The organism is Advenella sp. FME57, from assembly GCF_014897675.1.
In the GTDB taxonomy this organism is placed as follows: Bacteria; Pseudomonadota; Gammaproteobacteria; order Burkholderiales; family Burkholderiaceae_B; genus Advenella.
Window position 1 is genome coordinate 194607 of sequence record NZ_JABUXU010000008.1, and the last position, 26517, is coordinate 221123.

General features: G+C 53.0%; 21 protein-coding genes. 15 read left to right on the forward strand and 6 right to left on the reverse strand.

Going from position 1 to position 26517, the window contains the following annotated elements:
* Positions 1 to 3 precede the first annotated feature (3 nt).
* The 3 genes from INT32_RS11465 to INT32_RS11475 are packed head-to-tail and all read right to left on the reverse strand — an operon-like array spanning position 4 to position 3907.
* Positions 4 to 798, reverse strand: a complete 795-nt coding sequence (locus INT32_RS11465; RefSeq protein WP_193088855.1) for an enoyl-CoA hydratase/isomerase family protein — start codon at positions 796 to 798, stop codon at positions 4 to 6.
* Positions 795 to 2912: an acetate--CoA ligase family protein gene (locus tag INT32_RS11470; RefSeq protein ID WP_193088856.1), complete on the reverse strand. Its 2118-nt coding sequence runs from the start codon at positions 2910 to 2912 to the stop codon at positions 795 to 797. Before INT32_RS11470 ends, INT32_RS11465 begins: the two co-directional genes overlap by 4 nt.
* 14 nt (positions 2913 to 2926) lie before the next feature.
* Complete coding sequence (locus INT32_RS11475) at positions 2927 to 3907, reverse strand: tripartite tricarboxylate transporter substrate binding protein (RefSeq protein WP_193088857.1); 981 nt, start codon at positions 3905 to 3907, stop codon at positions 2927 to 2929.
* Positions 3908 to 4012: 105 nt separating this feature from the next.
* Between INT32_RS11475 and INT32_RS11480 the strand changes: the two genes are divergently transcribed.
* From INT32_RS11480 to INT32_RS11505, 7 genes are all read left to right on the forward strand, one after another.
* Entirely contained in the window at positions 4013 to 4924 is a 912-nt protein-coding gene (locus INT32_RS11480) for a LysR family transcriptional regulator (RefSeq protein WP_193088858.1), read from the forward strand.
* 37 nt (positions 4925 to 4961) lie between these two features.
* Positions 4962 to 5087 carry a hypothetical protein gene (locus INT32_RS22280; RefSeq protein WP_255509702.1) on the forward strand — a complete coding sequence of 42 codons (126 nt, stop codon included), beginning with the start codon at positions 4962 to 4964 and terminating at the stop codon, positions 5085 to 5087.
* A gap of 399 nt (positions 5088 to 5486) precedes the next feature.
* Positions 5487 to 6395 carry a LysR substrate-binding domain-containing protein gene (locus INT32_RS11485; RefSeq protein WP_193088859.1) on the forward strand — a complete coding sequence of 303 codons (909 nt, stop codon included), beginning with the start codon at positions 5487 to 5489 and terminating at the stop codon, positions 6393 to 6395.
* A 358-nt stretch (positions 6396 to 6753) separates the two neighbouring features.
* On the forward strand, positions 6754 to 7968 hold the full coding sequence (locus tag INT32_RS11490) for a CaiB/BaiF CoA-transferase family protein (protein WP_193088860.1): 1215 nt from the start codon (positions 6754 to 6756) through the stop codon (positions 7966 to 7968).
* Positions 7952 to 8401 (forward strand): MaoC family dehydratase N-terminal domain-containing protein, encoded by a 450-nt coding sequence (locus INT32_RS11495; protein WP_193088861.1) that lies wholly within the window; start codon positions 7952 to 7954, stop codon positions 8399 to 8401. The genes INT32_RS11490 and INT32_RS11495 overlap by 17 nt, the downstream gene beginning before the upstream one ends.
* A 47-nt stretch (positions 8402 to 8448) precedes the next feature.
* Positions 8449 to 8796: a MaoC family dehydratase gene (locus tag INT32_RS11500; RefSeq protein ID WP_193088862.1), complete on the forward strand. Its 348-nt coding sequence runs from the start codon at positions 8449 to 8451 to the stop codon at positions 8794 to 8796.
* Between the two features lie 10 nt (positions 8797 to 8806).
* Positions 8807 to 9580 (forward strand): citryl-CoA lyase, encoded by a 774-nt coding sequence (locus tag INT32_RS11505; protein ID WP_193088863.1) that lies wholly within the window; start codon positions 8807 to 8809, stop codon positions 9578 to 9580.
* 43 nt (positions 9581 to 9623) lie between these two features.
* Here the strand turns inward: INT32_RS11505 and INT32_RS11510 are convergent, their stop codons facing one another.
* Entirely contained in the window at positions 9624 to 10658 is a 1035-nt protein-coding gene (locus INT32_RS11510; RefSeq protein ID WP_193088864.1) for a tripartite tricarboxylate transporter substrate binding protein, read from the reverse strand.
* Positions 10659 to 10988: 330 nt separating this feature from the next.
* Here INT32_RS11510 and INT32_RS11515 point away from each other — a divergent pair, with 330 nt between their 5' ends.
* From INT32_RS11515 to INT32_RS11540, 6 genes are all read left to right on the forward strand, one after another.
* A complete protein-coding gene (locus tag INT32_RS11515) occupies positions 10989 to 14543 on the forward strand; it encodes an ABC transporter ATP-binding protein (protein WP_193088865.1) in 3555 nt (1184 codons plus the stop codon).
* Between the two features lie 123 nt (positions 14544 to 14666).
* Positions 14667 to 15308, forward strand: coding sequence for a class I SAM-dependent methyltransferase (locus INT32_RS11520; RefSeq protein ID WP_193088866.1), 642 nt, complete (start codon positions 14667 to 14669; stop codon positions 15306 to 15308).
* 129 nt (positions 15309 to 15437) lie between these two features.
* Positions 15438 to 16064 carry a hypothetical protein gene (locus INT32_RS11525; RefSeq protein WP_193088867.1) on the forward strand — a complete coding sequence of 209 codons (627 nt, stop codon included), beginning with the start codon at positions 15438 to 15440 and terminating at the stop codon, positions 16062 to 16064.
* Positions 16065 to 16786: 722 nt separating this feature from the next.
* On the forward strand, positions 16787 to 17608 hold the full coding sequence (locus tag INT32_RS11530; protein ID WP_255509703.1) for a tripartite tricarboxylate transporter substrate binding protein: 822 nt from the start codon (positions 16787 to 16789) through the stop codon (positions 17606 to 17608).
* 211 nt (positions 17609 to 17819) lie between these two features.
* Positions 17820 to 19424, forward strand: a complete 1605-nt coding sequence (locus INT32_RS11535; RefSeq protein ID WP_193088869.1) for a thiamine pyrophosphate-binding protein — start codon at positions 17820 to 17822, stop codon at positions 19422 to 19424.
* Complete coding sequence (locus INT32_RS11540) at positions 19369 to 20418, forward strand: LysR family transcriptional regulator (RefSeq protein ID WP_193088870.1); 1050 nt, start codon at positions 19369 to 19371, stop codon at positions 20416 to 20418. Before INT32_RS11535 ends, INT32_RS11540 begins: the two co-directional genes overlap by 56 nt.
* 71 nt (positions 20419 to 20489) lie before the next feature.
* Here INT32_RS11540 and INT32_RS11545 read toward each other — a convergent pair whose 3' ends face one another.
* Positions 20490 to 21041 (reverse strand): NAD(P)H-dependent oxidoreductase, encoded by a 552-nt coding sequence (locus tag INT32_RS11545; protein ID WP_193088871.1) that lies wholly within the window; start codon positions 21039 to 21041, stop codon positions 20490 to 20492.
* A 118-nt stretch (positions 21042 to 21159) separates the two neighbouring features.
* Here INT32_RS11545 and INT32_RS11550 point away from each other — a divergent pair, with 118 nt between their 5' ends.
* A complete protein-coding gene (locus INT32_RS11550) occupies positions 21160 to 21543 on the forward strand; it encodes a helix-turn-helix domain-containing protein (RefSeq protein WP_226816928.1) in 384 nt (127 codons plus the stop codon).
* A gap of 336 nt (positions 21544 to 21879) precedes the next feature.
* Here the strand turns inward: INT32_RS11550 and INT32_RS11555 are convergent, their stop codons facing one another.
* Complete coding sequence (locus INT32_RS11555) at positions 21880 to 23385, reverse strand: DASS family sodium-coupled anion symporter (RefSeq protein ID WP_193088872.1); 1506 nt, start codon at positions 23383 to 23385, stop codon at positions 21880 to 21882.
* A 500-nt stretch (positions 23386 to 23885) separates the two neighbouring features.
* Between INT32_RS11555 and INT32_RS11560 the strand changes: the two genes are divergently transcribed.
* Positions 23886 to 26174: a nitric-oxide reductase large subunit gene (locus INT32_RS11560; RefSeq protein ID WP_193088873.1), complete on the forward strand. Its 2289-nt coding sequence runs from the start codon at positions 23886 to 23888 to the stop codon at positions 26172 to 26174.
* Positions 26175 to 26517 lie beyond the last annotated feature (343 nt).

Here is a 26517-nt window from a genome sequence, read left to right on the forward strand (position 1 = left end):
TAGTTAATCCTTGTGGAGGCGGGCCGATGTGGATGAAGCGCGTCGGGAGATAAACGCGCGCATGACCTGCTGTGGTTCCCCGGTTGCATAGCATTCAAGTTGATAGCGGATGCCTGCGCTGCACGCCTCGTTAAAGTCTGGCTGTGTGCGCTCCCTGAAGCGCTGCTTGGTTAAGCGAATAGCGGTGCGCGGCAATGCAGCCAGCTTGGCTGCCCGTTCCAGGGCACGAGGTAATACCTGATCGGCAGATACCAGGTCGTTGACGAGCCCGAGTGTATGCGCCCGTTCGCCCGTGATCAGTTCTCCGCTCAGCGAGAGTTCCTGGTTGAGCGAATGGCCAATTTGTAATGACATCAGATATGAACCGACAATACTCGCCAGTCCGGCCTTGACTTCGGGCTGTCCCATGCGTAGCGCTGGATGGGCTACCCGCAAGTCGCACATCAGGGCGATCTGAAAGCCGGCACCAACGGCGGTACCATTGAGTGCCGCAACAATTGGCTTTGTCATGTCGCGTACAGCCTGGTACATGGCGTGCTGGCGATTGAGCCAGTCAGCAAGATTGCCAGTGTCGATCGTGGCCGCCTCATCCAGGTCCTGACCTGCGCAGAAGGCTCGCTCGCCGGTGCCTGTCAGCACGATGGCGCGGACAGCATCGTCAGCCTCGAGCGCATATAGTGTGTCCTTCAGCGCTGTGCGCAACGAGGCATCCACGGCGTTCATGCCGGCCGGGCGATTAAGGCGAACGACGGCAATCTCGTCGATATAGTCTGTCAGTACGGTACTTTGAGGGGTCATGCCTGCTCCTTGCAACGTTCGATGACGGCATCGACGGCCCAGCCTGCGCTGCCCGTATCGCCGACAATCAGCGGGTTCAGATCGATGGATGTAATGTCGTGCGATTGAGATGCGGCCAGGCGAGCGAGCGCCACAGCTGTATGCGCCACAGTGTCGAGGTCGATGGGTGCCTCGCCGCGTACGCCGGCCAGAATCGGCGCGATGCGAAGTGTGTGCAGCTTGGCGATAACGTCATCTTCCGAAAACGGGTGCAGCAGTACAACGAAGTCGCGCAGGGCTTCTACATATTTGCCGCCATCGCCGATCATCACGATGGTGCCAAAGACTGGATCCTGCCGAACGCCCAGCGCAAACTCACGTCGTCCCGAAACGCGCCTGGCGACAATAACGCCATCGTACGGGACCTGCAGGGCGGCAACACGCTGCGCGCACTGTTTCCATGCTTCGATGATTTGCTGTTCACTGTCCAGGCCAATAAATACCAATCCATGTTCGGATTTGTGCGGAATGTGGGCAGAACAGGCTTTCATCACAACGTCCTGTCCCAGCGCACGCCAGGCGGTGACGGCTTCATCCGCATTCCGGCACAGTACATACGGCACTGTTGGAATATCCGCTTTTGTCAGTACGGCCAGGCTTTCGTCTTCGCTCAGGAACTGAGTCGTCCAGTCCGGAAGGGCGAGGATTGATGCTGCCGATACTTCCAGCTGGTCGCGTGCCGATGCCTGTCGCATCAGGATGCCATGGCGGCTCCACTGGTGCAGTGCATTGATGGCATCTGTTTCGTGCGCATACACGGGTACGCCGGCTTCGCGAAAAACCTGGCGCACCGACGCCTGGGGCGCAGACACCACGGCTGGTTTACCTGTATTGGCTGCAAACGTGGCGGTATCGGTTGCCATGCCCTGCACGTCATAGCCAGGGCCGGCCACGGGCACGCCGATAAGAAACATATCTGCCTGCGGATCGGTAGCCAGGGTATTGAGCGTAGCGGCATACATGCCGCTTTGGGTCATCAGCGAGGCTGTCAGATCTACCGGATTTTGTGCGGTGGCAAAGCTGGGCATAATGTCAGCCAGGCTGCGCACCACCGCAGGGTCCAATTCCGTTAGCGGAAGATTCAGGGTTTCGGCTGCATCCGCGCACAGCACCCCGACCGCGCCGCTGTGGCTCATGACAACCAGGCTGTCTGCGGGCCGGGGCGGCGTTGTCAGATAAAGTTCAACGGCGTTGACCAGTCCGTGCACATCGGCGGCACGCCAGATGCCGTGGCGTTCGAAAAAGGAATCCACGACGACATCATCGTTGACCATCGCGCCTGTGTGCGAGGCCGCGGCCTTCGCACCTTGCACGCTGCGTCCGGCCTTCAGGGCAATGACCGCTGCACCGCGCGAGATGGCCAGTCGGGCCGTTTCGGCCAGCATGGCGGGATCCGTCAGCGATTCGATATACAACAGGATGACCCGGATTGCAGGATCGACCGCGGCTGCCAACGCTAATTCGCACACCGAGGCATCAGCATCATTGCCAGAGGCAATCAGATAGCGTACGCCCACACCGCGTTCACGCAGCATGGCGTAGGGCATGACGCTGGCTGCGCCGCTCTGGCTGATAATGGCAACCGGCCCGTCTTCGGGCTCGATTTCCATGAACATAGTGCTGAAGTTCATTACTGCGCCGGTTTGGAAATTGGCCACGCCTTGCGCGTTGGGGCCCACCAGCCGCACGCCCAGTCGGCGAGCCTGTTCTACCAGTGCGGTTTGCCGCTGGACTCCCGCGCTGCCTGTTTCGCCAAAGCCCGAGCTCATCACTATGACGCATGTAATTCCTTGCTCAGCGCATTGTTCTATGACATCCGAAACGGCATCCTGGCCGACTGCGACGATGGCGACATCCGGTATCTCCGGCAGTTCATCGAGCGATGCAAATGCCTGCATACCCTGTATTATCTTGCGTCTTGGATTAATCGGATACACCGCGCCGGAAAATCCGAAGCGTTTAAGGTAATGCAGAGGGCGACCACCCACTTTGTTGGGGTCTTCCGTGGCGCCGATCACTGCGATGCTGCGTGGAGCCAGGGCGTTTCTCAGGCCAGGATCAGGAGAGAATATCATGGATGCTACTCGTATCAATTCAGGCTCGCGCCGGAGTTCTTGACGACTGGCGCCCATTTGGCGGTGTCGCTTTTAATCAGGTCGGCAAACTCTGCAGGTGTGGTGCTTTGCGCAGCGGCGCCGTCCCTTTGCATGCGCGATTTCATGTCCTCTGTTGCCATGATGGCTGCAATTTCACGCTGCAGTCGGTTCACGATGACCTCGGGCGTGCCATGTGGAGCAAGCACGCCATACCAGATGGTGACGTCAAAGCCGTCGAGCCCGGCTTGCTGGGCAGTGGGTACATCAGGCAACAGTGTTGAGCGCTTTGGACCGGTTACCGCGAGCGCGGTCACCTTGCTGGCGGAAATATTCTGGGTCTGCTGCGCAATGGTGTCGAACATCATTGAAATGCGACCGGCCAGCAGGTCAACGAGTGCAGGTGCCGAGCCTTTGTATGGAATGTGACTGATCCGGATGCCGGCGGAGGTGCGAAACAGCTCGCCCGACAGGTGATTGGAACTGCCATTGCCCGCTGATCCATAAGTGAGTTCGTCCGGCTTTGTCTTGGCCAGCTTCACCAGATCACTAAGTGTCTTTACGGGCAGTTGGGGGTTGACGACCAGTACATTCATCGTTGTCGCCATCAGGCTGACGGGCGAGAAATCCTTGATCGGATCGTAACGCAAGTTGGCGTAAAGGCTCGGATTGATCGCCATGGTGCCGGTCGTGCCAAAAAACAGGGTATATCCGTCTGCTTTGGAACGAGCCACCAGTTCCGCAGCGATGCTGCCACCGGCACCACCACGGTTGTCGACAACCACTTGCTGGCCAAGACGATCGCCCAGCTTTCGCGCCAGGATACGTGCCATGGCATCGGTGGGGCCACCCGCAGAAAAGGGCACAACCAGGTTGACCGGGCGGGTGGGATACGAGGATTCCTGCGCATTCACAACAGATGAGGCCAGCAGGGAAGTGGCGGCAAACGCCGCAGTAAGGCAGTGTGTGAGTTTCAAGTTTGTCTCCATATTTGTTCTACGTTAATGAAGACAAGCTTACCCACAATTGAGATATATATAAATACAAAGTTTATAATTTCAGCTTTCCATTTAAGTGAAATCATGAATCTCAAGCAACTGAACACTTTCCTGTTGGTGGCGGATATGCAGTCGTTGTCTCGTGCAGCGATCGCATCGGACATGGCGCAGTCGCTGGTCAGCCGTCAGATTGCCATGCTGGAAAAAGAGTGGAGCAAGCGCCTGTTTGACAGAACCGGCCGGGGCATGGTGTTGTCCGATTTTGGGCGACGCATGTATCCCGAAGTCAAGCGCATCATTGATCAGGTCGAGCAGCTCGACGCCACCGCTCATCAGGCGGCTGGCATATTGACGGGGACAGTGCATATCGGCGTCCTGCCTTCGCTGGCACGGCAATTATTGCCGCTTTTGCTGGCAGATATCCGTGCGTGCGCGCCCCAGCTTCGTCTGCATGTGACGGAGGGCTTTAGTGGCTCCCTTGATGAACAGCTTGCGTCGGGGCGCCTGGATATGATCGTGGTCAATCGCTATGGTTCGTCCGCATCGCGCGGGGAGGATGTGCTTGGCAAGCTAGATACCTTCCTAGTCGGCAAGGCCGGCCTGCCAGAACTTGCGGCCGAAAGCCTGCCTTTTCATTCCCTTGACGGCATTCCGTTGGTATTGCCAGCGGTACCCAATGGCTTGCGAGCAACGCTGGATGTATTGTCTCGTCGCCACGATACCAGGCTGAACATTGTCATGGAGGTGGAAACCGCTACGGCGATGAAAGACGTAGCTGCCGGTGGCCATGCCTTTACGCTATTGCCTCTGACTGCAGTGGCGCAGGAAGTAGCCGCCGGAGAGCTGAGCGCCTGTCTGATCATCAGCCCGGGGATACGCAGAACGATTGCATTGAGTGTGACTCGCCAGCGTCCGTTGTCCGAAGGAGCCAGGCTTGTATCGTCCAGGGTCAGATTGCTAGCGTCAGATCTATTGACCGATTCAAGCGTGGTCTAAATATGAATATAAGGTACTGCTCTGGTTATAGCTGATCATGATCCCCATCATTACGGCCTGTGCGCTGTCTCCCGACGACGGCAAGGGCCTGGCGGGCGACAAGTCGTGGTACGAAGAGTGCAACGTGATGCGCGAGGATCGGGTTCGTGTCCGGCTGCGCTAACGGTCCAAGCGGCTTGGCGATGCCGATTGGCAGGAAGGCTATTTCAGCGCGGGCGATCTGATGATGGTGTCGGTACTGCTCAGGCTGCAGTCCACAGGCATCGTGAGAGACTATCCAAATTTGGCCGTCTATGTGGCGCGCGGCGAGGCGCGGCCTGCGTACCAGCGAGCGTTCGGCGACTAATTGGCGATATTTCTTGCCGCGTCGATAAGCTCCGGCACGCACCCAAGCACTCTTTCCGGCGTTAGCGTAACGCCTCGGCTATCGCGGTACGGCAGTTAAGAAAAACGGCATGCACAAACAGCAAACCTTCGGCAGTACGGATATAAGTAATATCAATTATTGCCGAGTGCTCATTCTGCAGTTATAGTCAAATTTTCATTTGATTGGGAGCGCCATATGAATCGTCGTTCATTGCCGCTGAACGCTTTGCGCGCTTTTGAGTCAGTGGGACGTCATCGCAGCTTTAGCCTTGCGGCCAATGAGCTTGGGGTGACGCATGGTGCCGTTAGCCGTCAAATTGGCATGTTGGAGTCAATGTTGAGGCTACGCCTGTTTCGCCGCAGCCAGCCAATTGAGCTGACTGACGAAGGAGAGGATCTTTTCTCTGGCGTAGCGCCTGCGTTTGACCGCTTGTCTACTGCTGTGGATAGTTTAATGAGTCCTGGCGGCCAGACAATATTGGTCAATGCTCCGCCGACGTTCACGATGAAATGGCTTATTCCCCGGCTATCGGTTTTTCAGCACCGGCACAGTAAAGCAGAGGTCAGATTGACTGCCAGCACGACCGGTATAGATTCGCTTAAGTTGAGTGATTTCGATGTTGTTATACGAAGGCTTCCTAAATCGGCATCGGATCTGCATGCGAATTCCTTCCTGTCCGGCAAACTCGTGGCTGTATGCGCTCCCGAACGGCTTGAGGTCTGTCCTGTATTGTGTGCCGAGGATATTAAAAAGCATCGTCTTATGGAGGCCAAGAGTAACGTGCACGCATGGTCGCAGTGGTTTGAGCAAGCACGCATCGAGAAACCACCTTCGGCCGATTTTTTGCGATTTGACGAAATGTTTTTTGTGGTGCAAGCGGCATTAGAGGGCTTGGGCGTTGCGCTAGTTCCTCTATCGCTCGTAGCCGACGATCTGGCGGCGGAGAATCTGGTCCTAGCATTTGATGGGCCGGATGTCAGCGCTGCTGATTACGCTTATGTAGTGACTCCGCGCGGTCACAACCGCCCTTTGCTCAACGAGTTTTGTTCATGGCTGTCCGAAGAGGGCGGGGCGTCCAATCAATTTTCGGACACGGTTATATGAATTTTCTTCAACGGCGCCTATACGCTTGAACTACCCAACAGGTTGCAATATTAACGCCTGCCCGCCCTGACGAATTTAGCGGCGCCCACCTCGCGCATGTTCACATACTGATTGTCTTTCCAGAGCAATATAATCTCCAGCCACTTTGGTAATTGAAGGTGGAGAATCTCTTTGCCTCGGAATGCACTTCTATCTCGTCGAAAATTGTGACCTTGGTTCTGCAAGCAAGCCTGATATGTTGTGAGATTAATGCACATCTTTCGATTTTTAGTCGATTTACGATGACCACAGTTACGTGCATCATAAGAACACTTCACACGTTGTGTGCCACAAAAAAACTAACATCGTCGGAGTTTATATGCTAAGTGGTTTTCGAGTGCTGGACTTTACCTGGGTGCTGGGCGGGCCATTCGCCAGTCAATTGCTTGCCCAGCTTGGAGCGGAAGTGATAAAGGTAGAACCTTTGGAGGGAGACCTTTCACGCAGGGTATCCAGTCATTCAACGGTGTTTGAAGGAGATTCTGGATTTTTTCTTTCCGTGAACCGAGGTAAGTCCAGTATAGCGCTGGATTTGAAATCTGAACAAGGCCGGGAAGTACTTTATGACCTTGTGCGGGAGTCCGATGCCATTATTTACGGCTTCGCCCCTGACGTGCCGAAACGCCTAGGTCTGGACAAGAAATCATTACTGGCCGTCAACCCTAAAATTGCGATAGGGCAATTAATCGGTCTTCATGACAAAGGTCCTTTTGCCAAAGCGCCCGCTTTTGATCTGGTGGTGCAAGCCATGAGCGGAGTGATGAGCATTACGGGCAACAAAGATTCCAAGCCCGTGCGGCTTGGCTATCAGGCCGCTGACCTTACTGGTGGTTTGTATCTGGCGCTGGGATGTGTGGGTCTGATGCTCAAGGCGTTGAAATCGGGCATCGGTGACCTTCTTCAGGTGTCGCTGCTCGATTGCCAACTGGCCATGCTGACATGGCAGGCGCAGAACTATTTTATTTCAGATGTGGTCCCCAAAGCCAATGGTGCCCGTCATCCAGTCATTGCGCCCAGTGACATATACCCCTGTGCGGATGAGCAGTTTATTGCCCTGTCTCCGACTGGTCAGCAGTTCTGGGAGTCGTTCTGCGAAGCCATTGGACGCGAAGATCTGGCAAATGATTCCAGATTTGATCATCCGGTTCGTCGTATTGAGAACGTGGAAAGCCTGACACAAGAGTTGAACCAGGTTTTCCAGGCCAGGAAGGCCTCCGACTGGGCGGCGCATTTATTTGAGCAAAGAGTGCCGGCGGCGCTAGTAAACAATATTGAGCAGGCTACATCTCAACCCTTGGTGCATGAACGCAACATGGTTGAAGAGCTGATTCATCCCAGGACGCAGGCGACGCTTCGCTTTCTTGGCAATCCTTTCAAGTTCGAAGGGGCAGAGTCCACTTCTTATCCACCGGCCTTCGGGGAGCATACGCGCAAAATTCTATCGCAAGTTTGCGGGTATGAAGCGCGTCTTATAGATCAACTTATAAAAGCCAATGTTATTTTTCAAGGAGATGTGAATGACCAGACCGAGTGATGTGAAGCCAAGGGAAGGGGAGCTACCTGGTGCGTTATATAAGGATTGGGTGATAGGTCAGGAGTTTGATGCGTTGCCTTTCACGATCACGCAGGATATAGTGCAGGAGTACATATCTGCGGTGAGTGCCGATGCTGATAACTATGTTGTTGACGGACGGCAGGCTGCGCCACCTAACGTCGTGCTGGTGTACATGATGGCGGTGATGTATCGAAAATATCCGCCGCAACAAGGAGGCATCATGATTGGAAATACGATCCAATTCCATCACCCTATCTGGGCCGATGAAGAAACCAGGGTGGTGGGTACCGGTCGCGTGACCGATAAGTACGAACGTAAGGGGCTGAAGTATATAAAGTACGACGTCGAATTCAAGACCCCAGATGGAGAGTTGTTGGTAGCAGTAAACCATACCTCTGCATTCCCGAATTGAGTGAAATCGTTAATCAATAGTGTGTAATCGATTTAAGGTGACAGAAAATGGATAATCAAGAACTGCAAAAAACCGTAAAACAGACGCAAACGCTGTTTGATAACTATGGAATTCTCAATGGCGATAATGATATTTTGCATTATGACGACGCCTATGCCAAAGAGCGAGGATTTCGTGGGACGCTGGGGCATGGCCTGATGTACACAGCATATGTTTGTGATCTTGCTGTGAAGAAATTTGGCCGCGATTGGCATTACAAAGGCAGGCTAACGGTGAAGTATGTAAGAGGCGTCTGCCCTGGCGATGATTTGGTGACCACAATTGCCGAGGACAATCAGGTGCATTGCAAGACGCAATTTGATACGACACTTGTTGGTTCTGTTGGTTTGGCCTGAGGTTACGAACTTGAAACCCTCTGCAACCCAGCCATATACGCGTACTGGCGCCTCGTTTACCAAAGATGTCAAAGTGCGCGGCCGAGACCTCGTCAACGATTTGATGGGGGTCGCAAGCTTTACGCAAATGTTGTATTTTCTGACCTGCGACCGTATGCCCACACCGGCCCAGTGCAAGGTGCTGGACGCGTGTCTGGTGACTCTGATGGAGCATGGGTTGACTCCTTCAGCGGTCGTTACGCGGTTGATGGCCATGAGCGTTCCAGAAGAGCCTCAGGTAGCCATTTCTTCGGGGTTACTGGCGATCGGCAGTGTTTATGCTGGCACCACGGAGCAATGTGCAACGCTGTTGTTGGGTATTGAACAGCGGGTAAAAGACGCAGAAAACGTCGATGTGGTATTGCAGGAGCTCGTCGGGCGCTATAAACAAGAAAAGCGCGCTTTTCCTGGCTTCGGCCATGGCACACATCAGCCTGATGACCCTCGCGCGCTAAAGCTGTTCAAGATTGCGTCCGAATTAGGTTGTACTAACGGGTACGTGCGACTAATTCAACGCCTGGGCAACGAGGTGGACAAACAATATGGCCGTCATATAACGATCAACGCCACCGGTGCGATTGCTGCCCTTTTGTTGGAAATTGATATTCCAGTCGCCGCCATAAGGGGTTATTCCGTGGTGTCGCGAGCAGGGGGCCTGGTAGGCCATTACCTTGAAGAGCTCGAAACCCCATCCGGAAAAGCAATATGGGCGGCAGCGAAGCAGGCCGTCCCCTATCGTGAATAGGCTACGAGTCTATCTGGTTTACCGACGAGCTGGTTTTTCGTGATCACTTCTGCCCTTTTTTAGGTGGAACTTGTGATTGAGCGGTTGCTATGCCCGCGCGTTTGATAACGGCCCGCCATTTTTTTTTATCAGATTCAATAAGATCGGAGAACGCTTGAGGTGAGCTGCCAATTGCTTCGCCGCCAATGGTTGTCATGATTTTTTTCTTGACCATGGGGTCAACGACAATGTCATGTATCGTGGAGCTTAAACGGTTTATGATTTTTGGCGGAGTGCCGGCAGGCGCGACAAGTCCATACCATACCGATGCTTCGTAACCTGGAAGGTTGCCGGCTTCTGCCACAGTCGGGATTTCAGGGTGACCGGAAAGGCGTTGTTTTGATGTTACGCCAAGAATCCGAACTTTTCCCGTCTCAGAAAAAGGAAGCAGGTCATTGCCGAAAACGACTTGAATAATGCCAGACGAAAGATCGGTGTTACGCGCTGATGTAGCTTTATATGGTATTTGGACCATTTTGATATTGGCCATATCATTAAACAGCTCTCCGGCCAGATGCGATGAGGTACCGTTTCCTGAGGATCCATAGTTCAGTTTACCTGGCTTCTGTTTTGCCATATTTATAAGATCTTGTACTGAAGTGACAGGTAGATTGACATTGGTGCCAAGAAAGAAGGGCGTTGAAGCAACAACGGTAATCGGTGCGAAATCCTTAATGGGGTCATATTGGAGTTTGGGCATGATGGTTGGATTGATAGACAAGGTGGTAACCGTTACCATCAGGATCGTGTATCCATCAGCAGGTGCTCGGGAAACATGTTCGGCGGCAAGTGCCGTACTCGCTCCTGGGCGGTTTTCAACCACTATTGGCTGCCCAAGCTTAGTCCCAAGTTGCTCTGCCACGATGCGAGAGAGGGTGTCGGCCGCCCCGCCTGCTGCATGTGCTGATACCAGCCGAATGGGTTTGACTGGATAATCTTGCCCATGAACAATCCCTGAGTTGGTAGCCAAAATGACGGCTACGGCTAACATAGGGAAGTTCGAAATGACTCGGTTGGGCGCTTGATTTTGATTTTTCATTGTCTCCTATTCTCCAGTGAAGCGGCTGCATGTTTTAATAACAGCGCTGATTTTCCATATATCGTGGGCTTTATTAGTCAATAGTTATGGTAGGGAGTACCAGGGGGAGCTGCAAACGAATTTTATGCAGTGACTTGTTAGTTTTTTGCATACGAAGATTTGACGTTCTTTCGGTAGACTTCATTGCCGTACCGATCAGGTACGCAAGAATTGTTTCTCATATTGATGCACCTGTCGAAGTTAACCGTGGTTACATAATGTCCAGCCGAAGGCAATCAATTGTCTTCGGCCTGCTCTGTCAGTAAGATATCGTGATGTGAAGGAGTGGCTATGTACTTTGACTATCGCCTGTGGCTGATGACCGCCGGCTTGCGCACCCGCATGATCGGTGGGGTAATGCTGGGCCTGTTGGCCTTGCTGGCGGGTATCGCCCGTTACGTTTTCCTGGGTCAGTTATTGTCCCGCGTGTTCGATCAGCAGCCCTGGCAGCAATGGTTGGCGCCGGCGTTGTATGCGGTTGCCATGGTGCTGCTGCGTGCCTGGCTCGATCATCTGCGTACGGTCGAGGCTAACCGGTCCGCAGCCAGGATTCAGCTTACTTTGCGTGCAGGTCTATATGATCGCATTGTCGATCTGGGGCCAGCCTGGCTTGGTAGCCAGCGTACGGGCGGCATCATGTTGAGTGTCATCGATGGTGTCGAGCAATTGCAGACCTTTTTTGGCCGCTATTTGCCCCAGGTCGCCATTTCGCTCATTGCCCCAATTGCTATCTTTGCTGTTATTGCGTTCTGGGACGTGCCAACGGCCTCAGTACTGCTTGTCGCGGCGCTTTTCTCGTTGCTGGCTCCTGCTGCCGTGCATGCCCTGGACCGACGTGCCAGCCGCGAGCGCGCGCAGGCACTCAGAGCGTTCGGAGAAGATTTTCTGGACGCCATGCAGGGCTTGCCTACGCTCAAAGCATTTGGTCAAGGCAAAAGTTTTGGTCTGCGGCTGGCTGAGCGGGCACGCCATTTGTCAGACAAGACATTCTGGGTGCTGTCGGTTAGCGTACTCACGCGAGGCATGAGCGACCTGGGTGTTGCCATGGGAGCTGCGATTGCCATCGCGCTGGGCGCTACCCGCGTGGTGCAGGGCGAGATGAGCCTGGAAGCGCTTCTTATTGTCTTGATGGCGGGTACCGAAATTTTTCGTCCGCTGCGCGACCTGCGGTCAGTACTGCATCAGGGCATGCTTGGGCAGTCGGCTGCGGCCAGTATTCATGAGCTTAACGATGCGCGTCGCGTTAAGACAGCATCCGAGCGGGCAATGTCACCGACTGATCTGGAGCCGCATATTCGATTTGATAATGTGACATTCGCGTATCAACCAGAGAGAATCGCACACCGTGACCTGAACTTCGAAATAGCTGCTGGCGAGCGTATCGGTGTAGTCGGGCCAAGTGGCGCGGGTAAATCCACCCTAGTTCGATTGCTCTTGCGCGAAGTGACGCCGCAGAGTGGGCACATATTCTTGGGTGGCTATGACGTCCGCGATCTTTCCGAAGAGGCATTGCTATCGCGCATTGCGCTGGTTAGTCAGGACATCACCTTATTCCACGGTACCCTGAACGAGAATATACGGTTAGGCCGCCCCGATGCGACGCCAGAACAGGTGCGCGCGGCCGCCCGATCCGCCAATATCGACGCATTCATTATGACTTTACCTGACGGTTACGAGACGCAGGTGGGTGATCGTGGACTGCAACTGTCTGGCGGGCAGCGGCAGCGTGTTGGTATTGCCCGTGCGTTGTTGCGGGACGCGCCGATTCTCATTCTGGACGAGGCGCTGTCATCGGTCGATTCACAGAACGAGTTTCTGATCCAGGAAGCGCTGGACCGGCTTATGGCGGGAAGAACGACGCTGATTCTGGCGCACCGTCTGGCCAGTGTGATTAATGCCGATAGAATCCTGGTGCTGGAACAGGGGCGGATTGTTGAGTCCGGATCCCACAAGGCATTGATGCAGCAAGAGGGGCTGTACTATCGATTGATGCGGGAGCAGACCAGTGTCAGCCAGATCTCGGAAGAGGCCGATACGCAAGCTGACCCGGTAGCGCCACCAAACCGTGCCAGTAGTCCCAAACCACGGTCGCTGGAGGAGGACGCGGCCCGGGTGGGGTGGCCAGATGTACTGGCTACGCTGCTCTCGGTGGTCAAGCCCTGGCGTCTGACGCTGATTGCAACCATCTTGCTCGGCGTGGCACGGGTCGCCGCTTTTATCGGCGTGGGCGCGCTGAGTGCACTTGTTGTAGCCGCGCTGCGCAATGGCCAGCCAACGCAGACGCTGATCATTGCGTTGCTGGTCGTCGCTCCGCTGGCTGCGTTATTTCACTGGCTGGAATCATGGCTGGCGCACGCAATGGCCTATAAACTGCTGGCCAATATGCGCATCGATTTGTACGACAAGCTCGAGCAGCTTGCGCCAGCGTATCTGCTGGAACGACGCTCGGGGGATCTGGTATCCCTCGCCACGCAGGATGTGGAAATGATCGAATACTTCTATGCACATACCATCGCGCCAGCGATTGTATCGGTACTTGTGCCTGCCACCGTATTGGGATTCCTGGCAATTTATAGCTGGCCGGTGGCGCTGGCCTTGCTGCCTTTTCTTGCCTATGCGCTGTTGTCTCCGGTGCGCAGCAGACAACGGATTGATGCCCTCGGAGAACAGGCTCGTCAGTCCCTTGGCCAAATGAGTGCGCACCTGACAGATACCATTCAGGGGATGGCCGATCTGACCGCATTCCAGGCAACGGCACGCCGGCGCAAGCAGTTTTTGGATATTGCCCAATCATACAGCCGCCAAAGGCAGGCCATTTTGAATGATTTATCGGCGCAAAGCGCCTGGTTCGAGTTGGCGATGGGGTTGGGCGGATTGGCGGTTGCCGTGACCGGTGCCTTGCTGGCCAATGCCGGCGCGCTTGATCCGACCATGGTCCCATTGTTGGTGCTCGTGGCGGTCGCAACTTTTCTTCCTGTATCCGAAATATCACAGGTAAGCCGCCAGTTGGCTGATACCGTGGCCGCCAGTCGACGGCTGCATGTGGTGCATCAAGAGCCCGTTCCTGTCAGGAACGGGCCGGCCCGGCTCGTGCCAACACCGCAAGGACTGTCGATCGACTTCGATAAGGTGGGCTTTCGGTATACGCCGGTCTCGCGCCTTACTCTGGATGCGCTTTCTTTTTCCTTGCCGCCTGGTACGACGACTGCGCTGGTAGGGGCTTCCGGAGCAGGCAAAAGCACAATTGCCAATCTGCTGTTGCGTTTTTGGGATGTCAGCGCGGGAGCGATTCGCATCGGCGGCACTGACATTCGTCAACCCGAGCTGGATAGCCTGAGAGAGCATGTCGCCCTGGTCACACAGGACACCTATTTATTCAACGACACGCTGGCTGCAAACATCAGGCTTGCTCGCCCTGATGCAAGTGAAGCAGAGGTACGCAACGCACTGGCGTCTGCGGCACTATCAGGATTTGTCGCATCGCTGCCGCAAGGCCTGGACACGCTTGTTGGTGAACGTGGCACGCAGTTGTCGGGAGGACAACGACAACGTATTGCCATCGCACGTGCCTTTTTGAAGAACGCGCCCATTTTGATACTGGATGAGGCAACCTCGCATTTGGATAGTCTGAGTGAAATGCAGGTACGGGATGCGCTGACTTTGCTGATGCGTGAGCGTACCACCCTGATCATTGCACACCGGCTGTCGACCATTCGCGAGGCAGATCAGATCCTGGTTCTGGATGATGGAAAACTGGTTGAGCAGGGGACGCATGATGCATTGCTTACCCAGTATGGAGCTTATGCACGCTTGATCCAGCACCAGGAGCAGGGTATTGCCGGGTGATGCGGGTTGCAGCTTGGTAATGTTTGTTCCATCGTTATATGCAAGCACAGATCAGTGTGTTGACTATTGTCATAGATAATACTGTTCACGCTTGGTGATTTGTTACGAAATCAAGGATAGCGTATGTCAAAGGAAAATAGCAGCCAGCTTCAATCCCACTGGAATGCTGTCTATCGGGACAAGGGTCCCGATACCGTCAGTTGGTATCGTCCCCATCTGAGTCTTTCCATGGAATTGTTGCAGAAAGGGCGATTGGCTAACGATAGTCGCTTTGTCGACGTCGGGGCAGGGGCGTCTACGCTGGTCGACGATGTTTTGGCTTTCGGTGTGCGAGATGTTACTGTGGTAGATTTATCCGATGAAGCACTGGATATCTCAAAGAGCCGCATGGGCGCCGACTCGTTGCAAGTAAGGTGGATTGTTGGCGATATAACTACGCTTGAATTGCCTGAAGGCCAATACACGCATTGGCATGACCGTGCCGTGTTTCATTTTCTGACGGATTCCAAAGATGTGCAATCGTATGTCAAGACCGTAGAGCATGCTGTATGTCCGGGAGGATACGTGGTGATCGCAGGCTTTGCTCATGACGGTCCGGAGCGTTGCTCTGGTCTTGGCGTTGCTCGTCGTTCGGCACAGCAGCTTTCCGACATTTTCAGCAAGCAGTTCACCTTAATTACATCGAAATTGGAGCTTCATACCACACCTGACGCAAAGGCTTCGCAGGCATTTATTTATGTCCTTTTGCAAAAGAATAAAGTCTAGGAATTTGCCGTGTGTGCTAGTTCGATTGTTGGCCAGGTCCGGAGATGGTCTGCACTACGAGCAAATTGATAAGGCGCAGCACATTTTGGGCACTATAGGGTGGTGCGGCAAGACCTTTAAGGAGGCCTGATGACCAACAGTCCGGACATCTCTGTCCAGATTCTGTACAAGTGGGACGAAGCCAGCATGCAGACTGCGAACTTGCGGCCTGGCAATTGCACAGCGGCGTTGCTTACCTGGACGGTTCTGCCGCTCCCGATTGACGAAAGCGTTCCAGTGCCCATTATGCGGGCAGTTACAGAAACCGCGACAACAAGCGGCACGCTCGCCTTTCGGCTGTTTTTTAATGTAGACCATCCAGATGGTCTCACGGTGCATCCTGCGCCCCGGGCCTGGTTTGGAAGGCGACTCGTGGAGGGCTTGCTCTATTGCTGGCCTGCGAATATTGCGACTGCAACAACTCCCGATGCCGCAACTGAAATTTTTTTTCAGAATTGGCATTTGCAAGACCAAGCTGCACTGATACAGCGTAATGACACCCTTTCTCACGAGAGCATGGACCGCTTAAGACGCGCGCGAGACTGGCGCCGCCACGAATTTCCAGCAGATGCGCGGGTTTTGATTGCACCGGCGGTCGATGGAGAGGGCGTTCTGTTCGTAGCTGCGGATATGCACGAGCTTGAGAGTGCTGTGCGTGCGGTAACCGATAGGCTAAGAGTTGCGGGGGTAGTGGTCACCACCGAGCATCGGGGCTAGGGGAGGAGCTATTTGTAAACAGTCTGACTCATGTCCACCTGCAAAAGAATAAAGTCTAGTTGAACGTGTTGTGTGCTAGCGCTATGGTCTGCCAGCTAGAGCCAACACACCTCGAATTGGCCCATTCTGACTTTGATTCGCAGTAAATATCACCGAGTCGCACATTATACGATTCAGGTTGTCAAGACGATGTTCCCGCACTGTTGACTGGGTTTCCGAGTCTCGATGAGTATCGAATACTTCATCCAGTGAATATGTCCTGTCGATATCAGGTTGCTATGTAACTGACGCAATACCTTGCGCGGTGAAGTCCTGCGTAGGAATATCCGGGGCACGATGCCAACTGACGTCGTCGTGGTTCACGAAAAACGATTATTTAAAATTTAACTTTAATGAGTGAAATTATTTTTGCTTTTACTTTGCCCTGTCTTTAAACAATAATAAACAGTATCAAAAGGTGACAACATTGCCGTCGGCCATTTTTAATGACAGCGCCTTTTGCTTGGATCCGGATTTATTTATTTCAAAAGTAATTCAAGGAGAAGGCAAAGATGTACAACGCAAGGAACGTGTTTACGCGACTTATTTTTCGTAGTATCGCAGCCTGTACAAGCTGTTTTCTAATTGGCGCCACGGCGTTTGCGGGCGACTGGCCAAACCAGCCAGTACGCCTGATCTCTCCTTTTCCCGCAGGCGGGACTGCAGATATTCTGTCCCGATCATTGGGCCTGGAGCTTAGTGAGCAATGGAAGCAGACGATTGTAGTGGAAAATAAGGTTGGTGCGGGTGGCGCGGTCGCCGCATCACAGGTGGCTAGAGCCCGGCCAGATGGGTACACCATGCTGATGGTTTCCGGGAGCATGCTCACGGTAAATCCCAATCTATACAAGGATCTTCCTTATCGTGTCAGCGATTTCAAGAATGTCAGCATCGTCTCCATTGGCCCGTTTGTTGTGGCAGCAAACAAAAAGGTCCCCGCCAATAATCTTGTAGAACTGCTCTCTTATATCCGGCAGAATAAATCGGGCGTCAATTTCGGATCGTCCGGCGTCGGGAGCCAGACGCATATGGCATCCGAAATGTTGATGCATTTGACAGGCAGCAAGATGACGCATATCCCTTACAGTGGTGAAACGCTGGCGTTGACAGACCTGATTGCCGGGCAGATTCAGGTGGTAACAGGAAATCTGGCTGCACTCATGCCTTTTATAAAGTCTGGTGACGTAAAGGCAATTGCGGTGACCAGCAGCGAACGATCAGCTGCACTTACTGACGTTCCAACGGTAAAAGAGCAGCTTGATAAAGAATTCGATGCCCAGGGGTGGTTTGGTGTGGTAGTCCCTAAAGGTACGCCAGACAATATCGTGGAAAAGATGGAGCAAGGCATCAAAACGGCAATGGTTTCTGAACGCATGAAGAAAAAATTTCAGGACCTTGGTCTGACCGCAGCAGAACAGGGACACGCGTATATGACGCAAAAGATCACGAATGAATTGGCATCCTGGAAAACAATTATCGCAGAGCAGAAAATCAATCCAAAGTGATTCTGTCAGCAATGATAAATCTCAAACTTGATAGCAATGCGACTTAAACGGGGTAATCGCTGATGGCACAATGAACAAAGCATGAGAAATAGAAGAGGGCAGGCGCCTTGATATCGTATATGCGAGAAACGATATTTCAGGGGTTCGGGTTTTAAGATGGCCAGCCACCGCTGGGCTGCCACCGTTTAATTTTATGAAGGTAACTGTTTTTATGCTAGGTGCTCATCTTGTTACAGACGCATTGCAACGCGCAGGTGTCAAAACCATATTCAGTCTTTCAGGCAATCAGATTATGCCCATCTACGATGCCTGCATTGATGCAGGCATCCGCATTGTCCATGTACGTCACGAAGCGGCTGCAGTGTATATGGCCGACGCGTGGGCGCAACTGACCGGTGAGATCGGCGTTGCGCTGGTCACTGCCGCGCCGGGCATTACCAATTGTCTGTCACCGGTGTTCTCAGCCCGCCTGGCTGAAAGTCCCATCTTGCTGCTCTCGGGGGATTCTCCTATTTCGCAGGATGGCATGGGTGCATTCCAGGAATTGGACCAGACTGAGGTGACAAAAAAGCTTGTAAAAAAATCCTCGCGATTAAGTCACGCCCAAGAGATAGATCAAGACATTACATCGGCAATTTCTTTGGCATTATCGGGCCGACCTGGTCCTGTGCACATTGCGATGCCGTTTGATCTGTTGCAGGAAGAAGTCGATATTGACAAAGTAAAGCGCGGGCAAGCACCCGCCCGGGTCAGCAAGCCCTTGTCGCAGGCTGATGCTCAGGAAATCATGGAGCGGATTGCCAGAGCAGAACGGCCATTGGTGCTGGTCGGTCCGATGAACAATGCGAGCCGTGCTCCAGATTTGAGAAAGGACGCTACTGACGTTCTGCAATCGCCTATTATTGCCATGGAGAGCCCCCGCGGCCTGCGGGATCCGTCTCTTGGGCATTTTCCTCAGGTCCTGAAGAAAGCGGACCTGGTCGTTCTGGTTGGCAAAACACTAGACTTCACTCTGGACTTTGGCCGTTCTGCTGGCATGCATCCGGAAGCGGATATCATTGTTATAGACCCCGATGAAACAATGATCGAGCGTGCCCAAAACCTATTGGGAACGCGTTTGTACAAACACGCGATAGCCGATTCGGATGCCGCATTACGCGGGCTGAGTGATTGCACCTATCCCCACAAACGCGACGCGTGGTTACAGGAGGTCGATCGCGCCATTGCAAACAGGGCGCTGAAGTCGCCATCTGAAGAGAACGCTACCAATCCCGGACCACAATCGATATGCCAGGCCGTACAGAAAATATTGGATGAGGCTGCAGACCCCATTCTGATATCTGATGGTGGTGAGTTTGGCCAATGGGTGCAGGCATTTTGCCAGGCGCCGACCCGGATTATCAACGGCCTGTCAGGTGCGATTGGCGGCGCCTTATGTTATGCAGTGGCTGCGAGTATCGCCCGACCCAATGCCACGATCATTGCCATGATGGGTGACGGGACGGTGGGCTTTCATAGTACGGAGTTTGAAACAGCGGCCAGGGAAAATGCTTCGTTTATTGCAGTCGTTGGAAACGATTCGCGCTGGAATGCAGAGTATATGATCCAATTGCGTGAATACGGCCCTGACAGGCTGTACGGATGTACATTGAACGACTCCGCCCGCTATGATTTGCTGGCGTCTGCCCTTGGCGCAAAAGGCGCTTATGCAGAGCAGGCGGATCAATTGGAGGAGATACTTAAGAAAGCGGTCAATAACCATGGCGCGACCTGCATCAATATCAGGATGGAAGGAAAAGCGGCGCCTGTGTTTTGAGCCGGATGGGGCGGCAACGACAAAGCGTTTCTATACCGGTTTGCCTGAGTCTGAATTGATCATGGCGATATGCGTTAAGAAAAGACGGCTTGGGCACCTGCGCATTATTACAACGCTTGCAAAAGTAGGGCGTGTCAGCCGTGTAGCAGAGCTTTTCAACGTAACGCAACCGGCTATTTCTAAGCAGTTAGGTGAGCTAGAGCATTTGCTGGGTGCCCCAGTCGTTGTGCGTTCCGGTCGGCGTGTCGTGTTGACTCCCACCGGGGAGGTATTGCTGAAATACGGGCGACAAGTCCTTTACAATTTGGAGGCCGCACAGCGTGAACTCGAGCAATTGAGGGAAGGAGGCGTTGGGCACTTGAAAATAGGCGCTGTGGCGACGACCATGCCCACCCAAGTGGCAAAAGCCGTCGTACGCTTGCGCCAACGGGCCCCCGCGCTCACCATTACACTGACGGAAGCCACCACCGATACGCTTTTTCCCGCGATACGGGATGGAAACTTGGATATTGTGATTTCGCGCACCCGTATCGACAGAACCATGGAAGAGTTCGGGTCATTGGAAGAGCGTTTGATTAGCAAGGATCCGCTGGTAATCGTGTGTTCCAGCTTGCATCAATTAGCAGGGCGCAAGTCATTGCGTTGGGTTGACCTTTCGCCCTATACGTGGATTCTCCCACCAGACGGTTCGGCCATTCACGACGGTCTAATGCGTTTATATAAAAAACACTCACTGCGGCCGGGTGTGGGCACGATAACTGCGAACTCTATTGCTGTCTTGCCAACACTTTTGGCTAATAGCCAACTTTTAGGCTTGATGCCGCGCGCGTATGTTGTCGACTTGGTCGACAGAACATTACTCGCGATACTGCCTTTGACCTTCTCGCGAACAGCGCAAGAAGTGCGTGCAGTGTGGCGGCGTGAAAATGAAAACCCGGCGGTCCGCCTTTTGCTGCAAAGCTTAAGTGGGGAATTGGGTATTGAAAGTGCATAACAGGGAACGTCTATTCCACTACTCGATGCAGGCAACGGCGGTCTTTTCTACCGGCCAGGTTGCATCCTGCGCTAGCCGGCTTCGGCAAGATAAGCGAGGTAATCCGCGGTACCTTGGCGTAACGCCGGCTGGTTAAATTGATAGTCTTCGCCCGGTTCATCTTCGAAGCCGTACATGGCAAAAAACGGCTGGTAATCGGCGCCAACGTAATTGGCGGTAATTTCGAACGGTCTGAGAATGTCTTCCAGGCGGTACTGGTAGCGACCCTGGGGTGAATAGTCATGTTCCCGCACGCCAGCAGATACGGCCAGCGCCAGCTTGCGACCGCGCATTTTGTGCCCACTTTTCGAACCATAGGCCCAGCCATAGATAAAAACATCGTCCAGCCATTTTTTCAACAAAGGCGGGCAATTGAACCAGAACACAGGAAATTGCAAGACAACCTTGTCATGCGCTTCGATCAGCGCTTGCTCGCCGGCGACGTCAAATTGCCAGTCGGGGTACGTGCCGTAAAGGTCGTGGACAGTGTACTGGTCTGGCTGTTTCTTTAACGCTTCGATCCAGGCTTTGTTGACCTGCGAATTTTCCAAATTGGGGTGGGCGACAACGATCAATGTTTTCATTTCGAATGATCCATATTGAGTGGTGACGCTACTATGATATAGATTATGGAAAAAAAATAAAGTACGCACAATTAAGTTATATACTTACCTAAATGATAGTATAAACATGGATAACATAATGAATGCAAAACTACCAGCTCCCAAAGAGCAGCCCAGTTGCTTTGCCATGGAAATTCCCCTGGAAGAGACAGGCTTTGGCTACACGCTGGCGCGGATTAGCGGAAAGTACAAGATGACGATCATGTACTGGCTTTCGGAATACAAGCCGGTCTTGAGGTTCAACGAACTGCAGCGTTGCATCGGAACGATTTCCTACAAGACGCTGAGCAGCACGCTCAAGGAAATGGAGCATGATGGGCTGGTCATCCGCAAGGAATATCCGCAAATTCCGCCAAAAGTCGAGTACAGCCTTTCGCAGCGAGGGCAGTCCCTGCTGCCTGTGATCAATCTGATGTGCACTTGGGGCGAGGTGCAACTGGCGCAACAAAACGCCAATGCATAGGAATCGCTTGCTCAGGGATATCAGTAAAGGATCGTCGCGTGAACAAGTCTGTTCATTTCATCTGGGTGCTGCATGGCTTTTCCGTGACAAACTCTTTTAGATCGAGCAATGGGCTATGGTCGCAGGATCACTTTTTATTCCTGGGTAAACTAAGACAAGCGTTCGTAAACATGGTTCCTGTAATGCCTATTGTGGCGTAATTCTGGTCCAGACACTTGTATTTTAAAAATCAGCGATCAGCACTGCTGTAGGAGCCATAAAATTGAACGTGTGAAGTGTCACTTGGGCTTGCCCGATTGGCACAATCTTCGCCATATGCTCTTTCATGTTCGTGAGTCACCACAACCCAAGCACCTTCCACCACGCGATCCCAATCGTTGCGTAAATTGCGAGCTCGATAATACACATTATAAAGCCCACTCGCCACCACGTCCCAAGCGCAACGTACCCGCTGCCGAAAATGATCGGTGAAGTACCCGTTGCATAATGGGTCAAGGTCATCATTATCGTAGAGCCTGCAACCATCATCAGCAAGAACGGCACCAGATAATCTGGAGGCACCAATGCCACGCCCACCGTTAGGAAGGCCAACATCATGGCGCTGATGTGCGCGGTTGTACTTGCAAAGAAGTAATGTGAGAATACAAACAGCAGTACGAGCAGTACGGCAGCCCATTCCCAACCCATTCCCGCCGAAGCGATCCCGTTTCTCAACATACTGGAGAACCACGCAATGACGCCGGTCTTGTTGAGCTGTTCTGCCATCATCACCAACGCGCCGAACCAAATCAGCGTATCCCATGCGCTTTTCTCGGAAAGTACGTCATCCCAATCAATTGTGCCAGTGATGATCAGGATGAAAAGACCTAAAAACGCCACGACCGTCGGGTCGAGCGTGTAAGCCGGGCCCAAGATCAACGCAGGAACATTCGCCCAAAGTAGAAGCAGGACGCCAAAAGTACCTAACATTATCTTTTCCCCTCCAGAAATCGGCCCCATGCTTTGGCGCTCATCGCGTGCGTACTCGATCGCATGAGGTGTAGACTTGATTTGCGCAGGTGCCAGCAACGACACCAACAGAGGCATCAGCAGAAGGCAGGCTAATCCGGGCACCAGCATGCAAAGAGCCCATGTCGTCCAGGAAAGATGAAAACTTTGATTCGTCACTTGCGCAACGAAGTTTACGACAAGCGGATTGGGTGCAGTCGCGGTGATGAACATGCCTGAAGTGATCGTGTTTGCATGCATGTTTACCAGCGCCAGATAAGTGCCGATCTTACGCTCGGTACCTTTAGCTGGGTCCGAATCGAATGCGGCCGCTATCGATTTCATGATGGGGTGGACGATACCTCCGCCGCGAGCTGTGTTGCTGGGCGTAAATGGCGCAAGCACCAGTTCACAAATCGTGAGTCCATAGCCGATACCAAGGGTTCTACTTCCCAGGACTGAAATAAAGAAAAGGCCAATGCGTTTGCCTAGGCCTGTTTTTTTTAAACCGCGCGATATGAGTATCGCCACTACAATTAACCATATTAAAGGGTTGGCGAAACTAGATAACGCATCTGTGATGGCTCCTTTGGAAGACGTAGATGTGACCTGCGTGAGCGCGACGATGGTCATCGACATCATTGCCATCACTCCGATCGGCATCACCTTGAGAACTATTGCCAAAATTGTTGTTAAGAAAATCGCCACCAATGTCCAGGCTTTAGTGGTCAGTCCCTCTGGCACCGGCAGCAGTAGCATGAGCAGTAGAAAAGTTGCAGCTACCAGCGCCGGAACCAGTCTGAATGGTACATTTTCCTTGAAATAGATAAGTGCAGCTTTTAGTGAAGCAGACATAATGAATCCCTTGCTGGGTAGACTTCGAACTAAGCACGCCTGTGGCAAATCGGATGCCAATACAGTCATTAGGCACTTGTCACGATAACATCCAAACAAGGGTGAATTTCAATATATCACTGCGCTTGCGTTAGGAAAAAATACTTACTGGTCATGCATCGGGAGATGCCTACTACGATGAGACGATATGTCGACTTTGAATTTGTTGATTCAATATTGGTAAATGCGGTGGAGAGATTTCTTAACGCTCTGCACCGGTTCATGCAATGCTAACGGTTTACCGGTATCAGTGTTAGACTGGTATCAATCTCAATGCGATTGCACACACTCATCTGTTTGTTTAGCTCATCGCTAACGCATTATCGCGCTGCTCCATGTACTGTGCTTTTGACCTCTACTGCGCAGCCAGCTGTATGTGTTAGAAAAATATCCTGCGCGACGATGGTCAATGCCATTGGGTTCAGTGGCCGGAATATAAACATCCGGCATGAGAGAAAAACATGAATAGCACCAGGAAACTGTGGGTTTATTTAGCGGCCCTCCTCATCGCTTCCTTCGGTACTCTACTGTGGACGGGTGGTGAAATCTACCGGGAATCGCCTCCTATGCCCGAGCAAGTGGTGTCGACCGACGCTCAGGTGATTTACACGCGCTCCGATATCGAGTTGGGTCGCCAAGTCTGGCAGTCCATGGGCGGGATGCAACTCGGATCGATTTGGGGTCACGGCTCCTATGTCGCACCGGACTGGAGTGCAGACTGGCTGCACCGGGAGGCGTTAGGCGTATTAGACCTGTGGGCGCAGCGCGAGGTTGGCGTGGCCAGCTACACGGCATTGTCTGAGGAACAGCAAACCCTGTTTCAGGCCCGGCTACAGACGAGAATTCGAGACAATACCTACGATCTCTCAAGTAAGACTATCACACTCAATAGTGATCGTACCGCCGCCATATTGCTCGTTGCCGCCCATTATCAAAGCCTGTTTGGCAACGACCCGGCCACGGCCGAGCTGCGCGAAGCCTACGCGATGAAGAACAATACCGTACCGGACGCCGTGCACCGACGCGCGCTTACCGCCTTTTTTTGGTGGACCGCGTGGGCTACCGTCACCGAGCGACCCGGAAGCAACATTACTTACACCAATAACTGGCCCAATGAGCCGCTAGTTGGCAACAATCCGCCAGCAAGCTTGTTCTTGTGGTCGGCGTTTAGCGTGATATTGCTTCTCGCAGGCATTGCTCTGCTTGGCTGGCACCATGCTGTGACCACAGGACGTCATCAGAAGCCGCATGAATTGCCTCTTACTGATCCAATGTTGCAGGTGGTCGTTACGCCGTCAATGAAGGCGACAGCGAAGTACTTTTGGGTCCTGCTTGGGATGTTCCTTCTTCAAATCCTGCTTGGCTCTCTCACGGCTCACTACCAGATCGAAGGTCAAGAGCAATACGGATTTAACCTGTCGGATATTCTCCCGTACTCGATCACCCGCACCTGGCATACCCAGTTAGCGATTCTCTGGATTGCAACGGCCTGGCTGGCGACCGGCCTTTATATGGGGCCGGCCATTTCGGGCCACGAACCAAAATATCAGCGACTTGGAGTGAACCTGCTCTTTAGCTGTCTATTGATAATCATCGTTGGCGCGTTCACCGGGCAATGGTTCGCGGTGATGCAGAAGCTCGGACTGGAGCATAATTTCTGGTTTGGTCACCAAGGTTGGGAATACATTGATATCGGTCGCTTCTGGCAATGGTTCTTCTTTATAGGCTTGATGCTGTGGTTGGTGCTGGTCGGACGTGCCTTATGGCCCGCGCTGCGGACTGATTCGGAGTCGCGATCGCTCGTGGCCTTGCTGTTCCTGTCGACCGTAGCGATCGGACTGTTTTACGCCGCAGCATTGGTGCCGGGTGAACATAGTCACCTTTCAGAAGTTGAATACTGGCGTTGGTGGCTGGTGCATCTATGGGTCGAAGGCTTCTTCGAGGTCTTCGCCACTGCAGTGCTCGCCATCCTTTTCACGCGCCTGGGTCTATTGCCGGTCAAGATTGCGACCGTTGCAGTGCTTTTCGCCACTATAGTGTTTATGGCTGGCGGTGTACTTGGAACCTTGCACCATCTGTATTTTAGTGGGACGCCAGTGACGGTGATCGTGCTCGGCGCCAGCTTCTCCGCGCTTGAAGTCGTGCCGCTGGCCTATATCGGTTTCGAGGCTTATGAGCGATATAGACAAGGTCATGCGACGCCGTGGATGATGCGCTATCGTTGGCCCGTCATGTTTTTCCTGGCTGTCGCCTTCTGGAACATCGTCGGGGCTGGTTTACTAGGCTTTCTGATCAACCCGCCGCTGTCGCTGTATTACATGCAGGGGCTAAATTTGACGCCGCTGCATGCGCACACCGCGCTTTTCGGCGTGTACGGCATGCTCGGTATTGGACTCGTATTGTTCTGCTTGCGCGGCCTAAAGCCGGACCTGGTTTGGCCTGAGCGGCTACTGGCGACAAGTTTCTGGTCGTTCAATATCGGTTTGGCCTTGATGGCTGCGCTGACCCTGCTGCCAATCGGCACCCTGCAACTGATAGCGGCGATTGATAAAGGATACTGGTATGCGCGTTCGGCTGAGTTTATGCAGCAGCCCATAATCAGCTTTCTCGTGTGGATGCGCGTCCCGGGCGACATCATCTTCAGTGTTGGCGCAATAACACTCATGTGGTTCGTGCTCGGGTTGTGGCTCAGGCCACGTCGAGGACCGGCTATCCTGTCTTCAGAGCACAGTCGGGGAGAGGAAGTTTAAGAGATGGCCAACTGATATTGTTTTGCATGACAACTTATTAAACCGCATCTCTAAGTTGGGGCGAGTCTTGCGAATGTAAACATTTGTGAGAGTGTCGACCCTATCCATTATTCAGGTCAGTAAAAGATGTGATATATGAAAATCTTATGACAAATTCATAAACACAATCATCGGCGAAGTTAGCATTACTGCTGATGATTAGAATTTTTCCATGGAGCTTATTCTATGAAATCGTTGTTACGTTACTTATTGTTTTCCGTTTTGCTGGCAGTCGGACAAATTTCCTATTGTAACTACCCCGTAAAATAATACAGATTACTCGTAGAATTTCTTTTAAGCTAAA

Bases quoted from the DNA above. Each gene is read 5' to 3' on its own strand.
- INT32_RS11485 (WP_193088859.1), top strand. From the start codon at position 5,487: ATGAATCGTCGTTCATTGCCGCTGAACGCTTTGCGCGCTTTTGAGTCA.
- INT32_RS22280 (WP_255509702.1), top strand. From the start codon at position 4,962: ATGATCCCCATCATTACGGCCTGTGCGCTGTCTCCCGACGACGGCAAG.
- INT32_RS11555 (WP_193088872.1), bottom strand. From the start codon at position 23,385: ATGTCTGCTTCACTAAAAGCTGCACTTATCTATTTCAAGGAAAATGTA.
- INT32_RS11545 (WP_193088871.1), bottom strand. From the start codon at position 21,041: ATGAAAACATTGATCGTTGTCGCCCACCCCAATTTGGAAAATTCGCAG.
- INT32_RS11480 (WP_193088858.1), top strand. From the start codon at position 4,013: ATGAATCTCAAGCAACTGAACACTTTCCTGTTGGTGGCGGATATGCAG.
- INT32_RS11510 (WP_193088864.1), bottom strand. From the start codon at position 10,658: ATGAAAAATCAAAATCAAGCGCCCAACCGAGTCATTTCGAACTTCCCT.
- INT32_RS11500 (WP_193088862.1), top strand. From the start codon at position 8,449: ATGGATAATCAAGAACTGCAAAAAACCGTAAAACAGACGCAAACGCTG.
- INT32_RS11520 (WP_193088866.1), top strand. From the start codon at position 14,667: ATGTCAAAGGAAAATAGCAGCCAGCTTCAATCCCACTGGAATGCTGTC.
- INT32_RS11495 (WP_193088861.1), top strand. From the start codon at position 7,952: ATGACCAGACCGAGTGATGTGAAGCCAAGGGAAGGGGAGCTACCTGGT.
- INT32_RS11540 (WP_193088870.1), top strand. From the start codon at position 19,369: ATGGCGCGACCTGCATCAATATCAGGATGGAAGGAAAAGCGGCGCCTG.
- INT32_RS11550 (WP_226816928.1), top strand. From the start codon at position 21,160: ATGAATGCAAAACTACCAGCTCCCAAAGAGCAGCCCAGTTGCTTTGCC.
- INT32_RS11515 (WP_193088865.1), top strand. From the start codon at position 10,989: ATGTACTTTGACTATCGCCTGTGGCTGATGACCGCCGGCTTGCGCACC.
- INT32_RS11470 (WP_193088856.1), bottom strand. From the start codon at position 2,912: ATGATATTCTCTCCTGATCCTGGCCTGAGAAACGCCCTGGCTCCACGC.
- INT32_RS11525 (WP_193088867.1), top strand. From the start codon at position 15,438: ATGACCAACAGTCCGGACATCTCTGTCCAGATTCTGTACAAGTGGGAC.
- INT32_RS11465 (WP_193088855.1), bottom strand. From the start codon at position 798: ATGACCCCTCAAAGTACCGTACTGACAGACTATATCGACGAGATTGCC.
- INT32_RS11490 (WP_193088860.1), top strand. From the start codon at position 6,754: ATGCTAAGTGGTTTTCGAGTGCTGGACTTTACCTGGGTGCTGGGCGGG.
- INT32_RS11560 (WP_193088873.1), top strand. From the start codon at position 23,886: ATGAATAGCACCAGGAAACTGTGGGTTTATTTAGCGGCCCTCCTCATC.
- INT32_RS11535 (WP_193088869.1), top strand. From the start codon at position 17,820: ATGCTAGGTGCTCATCTTGTTACAGACGCATTGCAACGCGCAGGTGTC.